Source organism: Paenibacillus sp. GM2, assembly GCF_900069005.2.
GTDB lineage: Bacteria > Bacillota > Bacilli > Paenibacillales > Paenibacillaceae > Fontibacillus.
This window is the reverse complement of sequence record NZ_LN831277.1, coordinates 729,618-739,569: the sequence shown is the minus strand read 5'-3', so window position 1 is coordinate 739,569 and position 9,952 is coordinate 729,618. Positions and strand designations below refer to the sequence as shown.

At 45.7% G+C, this 9,952-nt stretch carries 12 protein-coding genes and 1 pseudogene; 2 read left to right on the top strand and 11 right to left on the bottom strand.

All coding sequences use genetic code 11. The annotated features are described in order from the left end of the window. Positions 1-322 precede the first annotated feature (322 nt). Complete coding sequence (locus tag BN1360_RS06840; RefSeq protein WP_068779141.1) at positions 323-553, bottom strand: hypothetical protein; 231 nt, start codon at positions 551-553, stop codon at positions 323-325. Positions 554-679: 126 nt separating this feature from the next. Continuing rightward, a complete protein-coding gene (locus BN1360_RS06835; RefSeq protein ID WP_068779140.1) occupies positions 680-1,294 on the bottom strand; it encodes a stage II sporulation protein M in 615 nt (204 codons plus the stop codon). A gap of 159 nt (positions 1,295-1,453) precedes the next feature. Between BN1360_RS06835 and pdaB the strand changes: the two genes are divergently transcribed. Continuing rightward, a complete protein-coding gene (gene pdaB / locus BN1360_RS06830) occupies positions 1,454-2,263 on the top strand; it encodes a polysaccharide deacetylase family sporulation protein PdaB (protein WP_068779139.1) in 810 nt (269 codons plus the stop codon). Between the two features lie 93 nt (positions 2,264-2,356). Here the strand turns inward: pdaB and BN1360_RS06825 are convergent, their stop codons facing one another. After that, on the bottom strand, positions 2,357-2,974 hold the full coding sequence (locus tag BN1360_RS06825; RefSeq protein WP_068779138.1) for a KinB-signaling pathway activation protein: 618 nt from the start codon (positions 2,972-2,974) through the stop codon (positions 2,357-2,359). A gap of 127 nt (positions 2,975-3,101) precedes the next feature. Between BN1360_RS06825 and gerD the strand changes: the two genes are divergently transcribed. Then, positions 3,102-3,917 carry a spore germination lipoprotein GerD gene (gerD, locus tag BN1360_RS06820; RefSeq protein WP_068779137.1) on the top strand — a complete coding sequence of 272 codons (816 nt, stop codon included), beginning with the start codon at positions 3,102-3,104 and terminating at the stop codon, positions 3,915-3,917. Positions 3,918-3,969: 52 nt separating this feature from the next. Here gerD and BN1360_RS06815 read toward each other — a convergent pair whose 3' ends face one another. From BN1360_RS06815 to rplM, 8 genes and pseudogenes are all read right to left on the bottom strand, one after another. Beyond that, positions 3,970-5,082, bottom strand: a complete 1,113-nt coding sequence (locus BN1360_RS06815; RefSeq protein ID WP_068779136.1) for an Mrp/NBP35 family ATP-binding protein — start codon at positions 5,080-5,082, stop codon at positions 3,970-3,972. Positions 5,083-5,143: 61 nt separating this feature from the next. Next, positions 5,144-5,413: pseudogene (locus BN1360_RS06810) on the bottom strand (N-acetylmuramoyl-L-alanine amidase); the annotation flags it as partial. Continuing rightward, positions 5,391-6,176 (bottom strand): N-acetylmuramoyl-L-alanine amidase CwlD, encoded by a 786-nt coding sequence (gene cwlD / locus BN1360_RS06805; RefSeq protein WP_068779134.1) that lies wholly within the window; start codon positions 6,174-6,176, stop codon positions 5,391-5,393. The pseudogene BN1360_RS06810 and the gene cwlD, both read right to left, overlap by 23 nt. Before the next feature lie 314 nt (positions 6,177-6,490). Continuing rightward, positions 6,491-7,660: a sulfate adenylyltransferase gene (gene sat / locus BN1360_RS06800; RefSeq protein ID WP_068779133.1), complete on the bottom strand. Its 1,170-nt coding sequence runs from the start codon at positions 7,658-7,660 to the stop codon at positions 6,491-6,493. Between the two features lie 37 nt (positions 7,661-7,697). Then, positions 7,698-8,390: a phosphoadenylyl-sulfate reductase gene (locus tag BN1360_RS06795; protein ID WP_068779132.1), complete on the bottom strand. Its 693-nt coding sequence runs from the start codon at positions 8,388-8,390 to the stop codon at positions 7,698-7,700. A 120-nt stretch (positions 8,391-8,510) separates the two neighbouring features. Continuing rightward, positions 8,511-8,831: a hypothetical protein gene (locus BN1360_RS06790; RefSeq protein WP_068779131.1), complete on the bottom strand. Its 321-nt coding sequence runs from the start codon at positions 8,829-8,831 to the stop codon at positions 8,511-8,513. A 178-nt stretch (positions 8,832-9,009) separates the two neighbouring features. After that, a complete protein-coding gene (gene rpsI / locus BN1360_RS06785; protein ID WP_068779130.1) occupies positions 9,010-9,402 on the bottom strand; it encodes a 30S ribosomal protein S9 in 393 nt (130 codons plus the stop codon). A gap of 20 nt (positions 9,403-9,422) precedes the next feature. Beyond that, on the bottom strand, positions 9,423-9,860 hold the full coding sequence (gene rplM / locus BN1360_RS06780; RefSeq protein WP_068779129.1) for a 50S ribosomal protein L13: 438 nt from the start codon (positions 9,858-9,860) through the stop codon (positions 9,423-9,425). Between the last annotated feature and the right edge of the window lie 92 nt (positions 9,861-9,952).

Sequence of the window (9,952 nt, the reverse complement as noted above, 5' to 3'; positions counted from 1 at the left end):
AGGATCAAACTCTCCAATAAAGTGTTGCTCATTGAAAAGAGCGATTAGCTCATTTTGAATCTGACTTATTTCTTAGATTTCACTTGACGTGAAACCCGCTCACTCGTTGTTCAGTTTTCAAAGATCAACTTCACTTTCGCACGTCGCTGCGTTTCAGCGGCGACTTTTATAATATAACATGTTGTTTCATATTTTGCAATAGTTTTTTTGGCTTTTTAATGATCAATTCGAACTACTGCGTTTTGGCAACTTATTCCGTCAAAAATCGGAACGTTTCATAATTTATCACATTACGAACAGCAAAGTCAAATACAATTTTATCCTATTGCTTGACCCGAGGGAAGCGTGAATTTCTAGCGTATTTGGAGAGCTCTTTGGAGGGGGCGAACCGAGCGTACATGCGAAATACAGTTTTATATCTCTTGGCGATCGCGTCGCGGATATCCTGATCCAAACGCTGATCGCTCATATCAAGCAGCATCTCGTCCAGTTCTTTGCGCAGAACATAGTCGAGCTCCTTGCATTCTTTATCATTGAACATCATTCCCAACATAAATACAGCTCCTCTATCGACTCAGTTAATATCTATCTGCCATATCCCTAACTGCACATAACCTATTCGCGGCTTTTGACCGCTTTACTGTTATGCACAGTTTTTGGGAAAATTATGACATCAATATTAACGAACCAAGTAAAAAGTGAGCGTACTTTCAATTACCGCCGCAATCAACAGCAATGCCACCGTCCAAAAAGCTGCTCTAATGAGCGAGTTAAAGAACTCCCGCCATTGGATCGTTCGCTCACTGCGATCCCGGGCCCCCAGCTCTCCAAGACCTTTAAGCACATAGTAACCGAACTGAATCCCAAAGGCAGCAGCCATAATGATGGCCGGGATCTCGATAATTCCATGAGGCAGCAGTCCTTTTACAATGAGATCAAATAAATTGGCCCCATGCTGTGCCGAGGTGGTGACTAGGAAACCAAGAACAAGCCCATTCATCAGCAGGAACACGGCTGGCAATATACCAAACAATGCACCCAAGAAAATAACCCCCAGGCTTTTAAACACATTATTCAGAAAGATAAATTTAAAAAAGCTTAGCTCTGGTACTGCGGATTGGGATAATTGCTCGCTATAATTTCGCAATGTCTCAATATCAGGCATGACCAGGTTAGTGATCCGCTCCGTCTCCACCGCTCCCATCAAAATGCCGACGGCAAAGAAAGCTAGCGAGACCCAAAGCGACTTTTTATATTTTCGTAAATCACGCAGAAACAAGCGAAATGACAGCATGATATCTCCTCCAATAGATAGTTTGATTACTTCAGGAGCACAAGAAGGCTTTGACCCTCTCCTAAACTTTTGGGACAAGAAAGGTCATATTCCCGAAAGGTACAGGCATATATTGTACAAGCGAAATTCATTCTGATAACGAGAGGGGCTAATCAAAGCATGAACAACTTCTTCTATGTCCTTAACGGGAAGAAAATCAAAAGGTTTTTCTTTGTTTTTGCGGCGGCCCTGTTTGCAGCAGGTATCGTCTATGTGGAGCAGAGCCATATCACCGTATTCTCCGAAGAAAGCAGCCCCGCCGCCATCTACAGTGTACCTACGGAGAAGAAAGTGATTGCCCTGACCTTCGATATCAGTTGGGGAGACAAACGGGCAGAACCCATTCTGAAAGTACTCAAGGACAAAAATGTTCAGAAAGCAACCTTCTTCATCTCATCCCCTTGGGGAAAAAGTCATCCGGAAATTGTGAAAGCAATCCAGGAACAAGGATTTGAAATTGGCAGCCATGGACACAAACATGATAACTACAGCGAATTGACCGATGAAGAAATCTCCAAGCAAATTACTACAGCCCATTCTATTTTAACCGAATTAACCGGAAAAGCACCAAACCTGCTGCGTCTTCCTAATGGCGATTTTGACAAACGTGTGTTATCCATTGCTGATGGACTTGGTTACAAAGTAATTCAATGGGATACAGATTCTCAGGATTGGCAAAATAAAGGCGTCGACAAAATCGTTAATCGCGTCGTTAACAAAGCGCATCCAGGTGATATTGTTCTCCTGCATGCCAGCGATTCAGCCAAGCAGACGCATGAAGCCCTCCCTGCTATTATCGATCAATTGCGGCAAAAGGGATATGACTTTGTAACAGTCACTGATTTGCTTCAGGAAGCAGGGGTAAAAGGAACCGAGGTCCGCGATCAGGCCTGGATTCAAGAGCAGATCGATACAGCGGCTGGGATGTAATCGACCAGAACTGTATTTATAAAAAAAGGGACCCTATCTCCGTTCTTACAGAGATAGAAGGTCCCTTTTACATTTTATTCTTTCGAATAATTCCTAATTGATCATTTCTTGACTATGTATCTGTGGAGACTGTTTAGGTTTTAATACGCGGTGCAAAATCAATATCTGATAGGCATTACAGGCAATCAATGGACCGGCAATCCAGGCGGTCGCCTGATCCACCTCAATCTTCAGCACGCCGATCGTCTCTACAATGGTTACGGCAATCATGAAGAATAATGTAGGGATCCATGCGGAGCCATTAGTCATTTTTGCTTTGAAATAGGCCACAGCTATGGCGACAAGCAAAATAATCCCCCCCAATACAACATCGGAGTAAGAACTTTTGTTACCGCCTACAAAAATCCGCAGAAACATTAATTCAAATAAGGCCAGCGCTGTCAATACAAGCTGAACATATTGCCAGGTTCTACGGGAGAACACACCCGTTCCCATATAATTGACCATCATATATGCGAAGAATCCCATTTGGGAATATACGCTTACCATGACCCCAACACCTAACAATAAACCGATATTGACAAAAAGATCTGCCGTCCCGTTCAGCTTCATAGTATCCGTCAACTGCAGAGCCAGACCAATCACGAGCGAACCGGCGGCTCCAACCACCAAGGTCGTCCAGAATAAATGCAACCATCTTTTTAAATTCAAATAAGCCACCTCCCACTACCGAAATATTTTACCAATGATGGCAGCAAAAAACCATCGTTTTCACTCGGATAATTCTTTTTTTTAGCCACATACTACAAACATTGATACTCATAAGGAGGCTGGAACCATGAAGTGGGTGGGTTATTACCGCTGGTCATTATGCATCATACTTACACTTACATTAACGGCATGCGGCTCTGATCAAGGCTCATCGCAATCTTCCCAAGGCGGATATAAAGATACAAAATCGATGGTTATCGACATTTTAAAAACCGACGACGGTAAAAAGGCGATTTATGAAGCGTTAAGTTCACCGCAGACCGAATCCGGCAGCAGTTCAAGCTCTTCCTCTGAGTCCGGCTCTGGATCTGAATCCGGTTCTGGGTCTGGATCAGACTCCGGAGGCTCCTCCGGATCAGGCAACAGTTCGGGTGGTTCGGGTGGCGGAAGTTATGGAATCAAGATGCTCCTGCCTTCCCACACCTCTGAGGAAGTCAGAATGGCTGTAAAGGATACGATCACCTCTCCACAATACAAAAAAGAAATTGAGAAGATTATGACCGATCCTCAATTTGCCGGGAATTTTGCCAAGGCGATTAGCGCTCAAAACAAGCAGCTGCATATGGACCTGATCAAAGATCCGACTTATCAAAAATCGATGCAGGAAATGATGAAATCACCTGAAATCATGCAGATGTTCCTGGACTTGACCAAGACATCGGACTATCGGAAGCAGACGATGACTATCATGCAGGAAGCGATGCAGAGCCCTCTTTTCAAAATGGAGGTTATGGACCTGCTCAAGACGGTGGTTCAAGAGCAGCTCATCCCTAAGGTTGAGAAATCAGGTGAGAACCAGAATCAAGGTGAAAGTCAAGGCGGCAAGAATGGCGGAGAGCAAAAGAAACAAGGCGGTGACAGCGACTCCGGCGAAGAAAGCTAAGCTTAATCAGTTCCACTTTCGATATATAAAGAAAAGACTGAACCCTTTAGGTTCAGTCTTTTTGACATTTTGCGATGACAGTATCCGCGATCTCGCCATAAATACGTCCGGTTGGTGTATCCTCCTTATAAATCGAAGGAGAGAAGTCTGGTTCCGATGGATGGTTGTCCGGCGTTCCAAGCGGAATTTGCGCCAGCAGATTCGTATGCAGTGTCTCGGCTAAGCGTGCCCCACCACCACGACCAAAGATATAGTCCTTCTTATGGCAATCCGAACATTCATAATAGGCCATATTCTCCACCACACCAAGCACTTCATGCTCGGTCTTCAGCGCCATAGCCCCGGCTCTGGCAGCTACGAAGGCCGCCGTCGCATGTGGTGTTGTTACAATAATCTCGCGGCTTTGAGGAATCATCTGATGTACATCCAGCGCTACGTCCCCCGTTCCCGGCGGCAGGTCAAGCAGCATATAATCCAGTTCTCCCCAATGGACATCAGCGAAAAATTGTCGCAGCATCTTCCCGAGCATCGGTCCGCGCCAGATCACAGGTGTGTTCTCCTGGATGAAGAAGCCCATCGACATTACCTTAACGCCGAATCTCTCCACTGGCTGAATAACCCCATCCTCGATCGCCGGAGCTGTCTCGATCCCCATCATATCCGGAACGCTGAAGCCATAGATATCGGCATCAATCAATCCGACCCTTTTACCCAGACGGGCCAGTGCTACCGCTAAATTTACAGCGACCGTGGACTTGCCAACTCCGCCTTTGCCGCTGGCGATTGCGATGAAATGCACTCCGGATTTAGGATCCAGGATCGATAATTGCTCCAGCCCTGCTCCATGTCCCCGTGGCCCTTGTGATGCATTTCCTTCGGTTTCATTGGACGTCACGGCTTGTCCCGCTTCCTGACGCTCATGCTCGGAAGGCTCGCGGAAGCGCATGTGCACGTTGTTGACGCCAGCTTCCTGAAGACGGAAACGTACCTCCTCCTCCAGCTTTTGGCGCGTCTTCTCATCCTGCTTCAAGCTGATTACTGTCAAAGAAACCTTCTCTTCCTTGATCATTACATTGCGTATCCAATTCAAATCGATCAAGCTACGGCCCAATACAGGCTCTGCAATAGGTCTAAGTATGGCCTCAAGCTGTTCCTTCGTTAACACAGACAACACCCCGGATCTATTTAGTAATCGAATAATCAGTATAAATATGATATTAATTATATCATTTCCTGGTGTGGTCTGCTTTGCTTCCACTTTCTTTTTTAGAAATATATTTCATAATACCTTGATAAATCGAAGCCGCCACTTTCTGTTGGTACTTCTCATCCCCAAGCAATCTGGCTTCCTCCGGGTTCGATAAGAATCCGACTTCTACCAATACCGCAGGAATTTTTAATTCCTCCAGCAAATACACCGACTTATCGGAACGCTTGGCAACCCTGTCCGTATTATTTAGATTCTTACGCAGCTCATCCTGAATATACTCGGCCAGTGTTACGNGCTTTGCTTCCACTTTCTTTTTTAGAAATATATTTCATAATACCTTGATAAATCGAAGCCGCCACTTTCTGTTGGTACTTCTCATCCCCAAGCAATCTGGCTTCCTCCGGGTTCGATAAGAATCCGACTTCTACCAATACCGCAGGAATTTTTAATTCCTCCAGCAAATACACCGACTTATCGGAACGCTTGGCAACCCTGTCCGTATTATTTAGATTCTTACGCAGCTCATCCTGAATATACTCGGCCAGTGTTACGCTATCCCCATTATTGGTTGAAAAGAAGGTTTGCGCCCCGCTCCAGCGTGAGGAGGGAACACTATTCATGTGAATGCTGACGAACAACCCTGCCTTCTTCTCCTCAATATAACGAACCCGCCGCGTCAAATCCTCCGTTTTGCGCTTCTTATACCCTTTTGTATCCGCACTCGCCAAATCGCGATCTTCTTCCCTCGTCATAAATACGAGCGCACCGGCCTGCTGCAGGTAATCCCGCAAGTACAGCGTTACTGCCAGGTTAATATCCTTTTCAATGACCCCCTGCTTGCTTACCGCACCGCCATCCGGTCCTCCATGACCCGCGTCGAGAGCAATCGTCGTCCCCGCCAGCGGCAGACTCCAATAGCTGGCGGTCTTTATGGCCGGAACTTCATATTTTGCAAATCCAATCAATAATCCAAGCAGTCCAATTCCAAGCAGTCCCCACTTGATATGATTTAACTTCAGCCAGACATTTACTTTATCCTCGGAGTCCATAAAAAAGCCACCTCCATCCCATAAATGACACTAATCATCTATATGGGACGAGGTGGACAAATATTACAAGTTTACGCTTCGATTATATAAGTGCATGTTCAAAAAGGCCGATTTTCAGCACTGAAACTTATCCTTCCAATGTGTGTTTTTCCAAACGCTGCAGTTGGATGAAGGTAAGGACTAAAGAAGCTACACCTTTTTGGAGAAAACGGGCTCGGAAGCATTGGCTCACGGTTCGTACAAGATCATCCGTAACGTTTAAACAGGAAACAGAACTTCGTAAGGCATTCGCTTAGACCCTAGTGTTAAACTACCTATATAACAACCTGATGACTCATTCCTTCGATCAGTACTCTCGCGACTTCGGGACGAGTAAATTCAGGCGGAGGACAAATTCCTTCGCGAAGCAATCCTCTCACCTTGGTTCCGGACAAGGTCAGGTGATCCTCTGCGGGGTGCGGGCACGTCTTACTTGAAGCCATATTGCCGCATTTTGTACAGAAGAAGCTATGCTCAAAAAATAAGGGCGTAATCCCTAATTCCTCTGCCGTAAAATGACTGAATATCTCCTGTGCTTCGTAAGTCCCATAATAATCCCCTACACCCGCATGGTCGCGTCCAACGATAAAATGGGTACAGCCATAATTTTTGCGAACCATGGCGTGAAAGATCGCTTCCCGCGGACCTGCATAGCGCATCGCTGCCGGAAACACGCCAAGAAATGTACGATCTTGTGGATAATAATTGTCCAACAGCACCAGGTAACTCTGCATTCTCACATCCGCTGGCACATCATCCGACTTCGTCTCGCCAACTAGCGGATTAAGGAATAAGCCGTCGACAATCTCCATTGCACTCTTCTGGATATATTCATGAGCCCGATGAACCGGATTTCTCGTCTGGAAGCCGACCACTGTATCCCATCCCTTATCCTCGAATATACGCCGAGTCTGTGCTGGATCGTAATAGAATTCTGTAAAGCGGCCCGGTCTCGGACGATGCAGCACTTGCACCGATCCGCCAATATAAATAGGTGAACGCTCCAGCAGCTTCTTAACACCTGGATGCTCTGGATCTGTCGTCTTAAATACTTGTTTGGCCTCATACAGTTGATCTACCTTATAAATACTTCCTACTTCAAGCACGCCATATACTATGCCATCCTGCTCACCCACTAAGGCAATCCGCTCTTCAATAGAGAGCTCCGCAGCTTCCTGTTCGCTAACCGACAAGGTAATTGGAATGCTCCATACCGTGCCGTCTGCAAGCCGCATCTGCTTAACCACAGAATGATAATCGTCCTCGTTCAGAAAACCTGTTAAGGGAGAAAATGCGCCAACTCCAATCAAATCGAGATCAGAGATGGTCCAGCCATTGATAAGCACCGATTTCAGCTTCTTTGCATCCTCTAGCAAATGTTCGCGTTCCTCGCCTGTGACCAGTCGGTTGACGAGCGTACCACCATGTGGTGAAATTGCAGTCATACTGTATCCTCCCTACTCATTAGCCTCATCCTATGCATTATTTATGCAATCCGCACTCTGTCTTCTCTGATTCTGCCCAGCGGCCTGCACGCGGATCTTCTCCTGGCATAACCGGTCGTGTACAGTGTTCGCAGCCGATACTTGGGTAATTCTGATCATGCAATGGGTTGTATACGAGATTATGTTCCCGAATGTAGTTCCATACATCTTCGCTGGACCAGTCTGCAATCGGATTGAATTTGACAAGTCCAAACTTCACATCGTATTCAATCTTCTTGGCATTTGCTCTTGTTGGAGCCTGATCGCGTCTGATTCCAGTTATCCAGGCCTCATATTTGGATAAAGTCGTGCTTAACGGAGCTACCTTACGGATGTTACAGCAGGCGTTCGGATTGCTTTTCCATAATTCCACACCATATTGCTGCTCCTGCTCCTCTGGTGTAATTTCCGGGGATACTCTCACGAACTCTAGACCGTATCTCCCCACTAGCCGATCCCGGGTCTCATAGGTCTCCTTGAAATGAAAGTCGGTATCCAGATAGAAGATATCCGTCTTTGGACTAATCTTCTGAAGCATGTCTACAAGCACGACATCCTCCGCGCCGAAGCTGCAGGCAAAGGTTATGTTGGGAAATGTCTCAACTGCCCAAGCGATAATCTCCTGCGGCGTAGCCGACTCAAACTCTACAGCTTTCTCCTCAATCAGTGCCTCTTTCTCCAGTAAATTCATGCTCCGCCCCCTGTCTTGGAATAAGTCCTACTAATCAGATTTGAATTATCAATTTATAGTATAAATATTTCCAGATAGAAGTCAATAAAAAAGCACCCATTTGGGCGCTTTAATTCAATATTAAAATCTGTAGGTGGAGTCCGTATAATGGTCTGATGGCTTCTGGGCCGCGCTAATCATAAGAAGAAGGCCAGTAATCAAGTGCATAATCATACCCAGGATAGGAATCCAGGCGACGACCGAGGTAACGATCCCGACAATCGAACCATATTTCGATTCGTTATTATTTGCCGACAAGACTAATGTAATAATATGTAGTACAAACATGATGAACAGCGGTATGTATGAAGTTCCCACAATAATCAGCCCGCCGATAAGCGGAATACCGAAGAAAATTTCCAGGCCCCCAGTAACCCATTTTAGCGTTCTTGAGTTAGACATAGAATTACCTCCTTTCTATAATAATTTGTTTAACAAGCTGAATATACCAAAGCAACTCGCCAGTTTCCACCATTTTATTTATATTCAGGAATACGGTTAAGGATGATTCCTATACTCATATCTTCAATAAAATGCAAAAAGCCCCTGACCAAATGGCCAGAGGCATATAATGCAAATATTAACGCTTCGAGAATTGTGGTGCGCGACGAGCGGCTTTGAGACCGTATTTCTTACGTTCTTTCATCCGTGGGTCACGAGTCAGGAATCCTGCTTTTTTCAATGCAGGACGGAATTCAGGGTCAGCCTTGAGCAACGCACGGGAAATACCGTGGCGAATTGCGCCTGCTTGACCGGAGATACCACCGCCATGAGCAATAACGATTACGTCATAGCTGCCAAGCGTTTCCGTCAAAGTCAAAGGTTGTTTTACGATCAGTTTAAGAGTTTCCAGACCGAAATATTCATTGATATCACGCTTATTAATGACAATGCGTCCTTCACCCGGTACAAGGCGAACACGAGCTACCGAATGTTTACGACGACCTGTCCCATAGTATTGTACTTGTGCCATGAAACTGTCCTCCCTTTTTATTATCCGCGAAGTTCGTAAACTTCAGGTTTTTGTGCTGCATGTGGATGCTCTGTGCCAGCATAAGCTTTCAATCTCAGCTTCATCTTCTCGCCCATGCGAGTCTTAGGCAACATTCCGAATACAGCCGATTCAATGACGCGTTCAGGTTTCGTGTTCAAAAGATCCTTAGCAACAGTCACTTTCAAACCGCCTGGATGCAGGGAATGACGATAGTATTTCTTGTTATCCAACTTCTTGCCAGTAAGAGCAATCTTCTCAGAGTTGATTACGATCACAAAGTCACCGCCGTCAACGTGTGGAGTAAAGCTTGGTTTATGTTTGCCGCGGATAAGTGCAGCAACTTCGCTAGCCAGACGGCCCAGCGTTTTGCCTTCGGCATCAATGATGTGCCATTTGCGCTCAACTTCAGCTGGCTTCGCCATGTAGGTGGTACGCATGTAATGATCCTCCTTCATTCTCGTTCAAATGGTTCATTTATCTTCGTTCATTGTCAATTACTAATCAAGCATTTCGTAAATTAACGTACTGT

What these genes read in the sequence shown, in the direction of transcription:
- gerD (WP_068779137.1), top strand. Translation starts at nt 3,102, where the DNA reads ATGAAGTGGGTGGGTTATTACCGCTGGTCATTATGCATCATACTTACA.
- BN1360_RS06835 (WP_068779140.1), bottom strand. Translation starts at nt 1,294, where the DNA reads ATGCTGTCATTTCGCTTGTTTCTGCGTGATTTACGAAAATATAAAAAG.
- pdaB (WP_068779139.1), top strand. Translation starts at nt 1,454, where the DNA reads ATGAACAACTTCTTCTATGTCCTTAACGGGAAGAAAATCAAAAGGTTT.
- rplM (WP_068779129.1), bottom strand. Translation starts at nt 9,860, where the DNA reads ATGCGTACCACCTACATGGCGAAGCCAGCTGAAGTTGAGCGCAAATGG.
- sat (WP_068779133.1), bottom strand. Translation starts at nt 7,660, where the DNA reads ATGACTGCAATTTCACCACATGGTGGTACGCTCGTCAACCGACTGGTC.
- rpsI (WP_068779130.1), bottom strand. Translation starts at nt 9,402, where the DNA reads ATGGCACAAGTACAATACTATGGGACAGGTCGTCGTAAACATTCGGTA.
- BN1360_RS06790 (WP_068779131.1), bottom strand. Translation starts at nt 8,831, where the DNA reads ATGTCTAACTCAAGAACGCTAAAATGGGTTACTGGGGGCCTGGAAATT.
- BN1360_RS06795 (WP_068779132.1), bottom strand. Translation starts at nt 8,390, where the DNA reads ATGAATTTACTGGAGAAAGAGGCACTGATTGAGGAGAAAGCTGTAGAG.
- BN1360_RS06840 (WP_068779141.1), bottom strand. Translation starts at nt 553, where the DNA reads ATGTTGGGAATGATGTTCAATGATAAAGAATGCAAGGAGCTCGACTAT.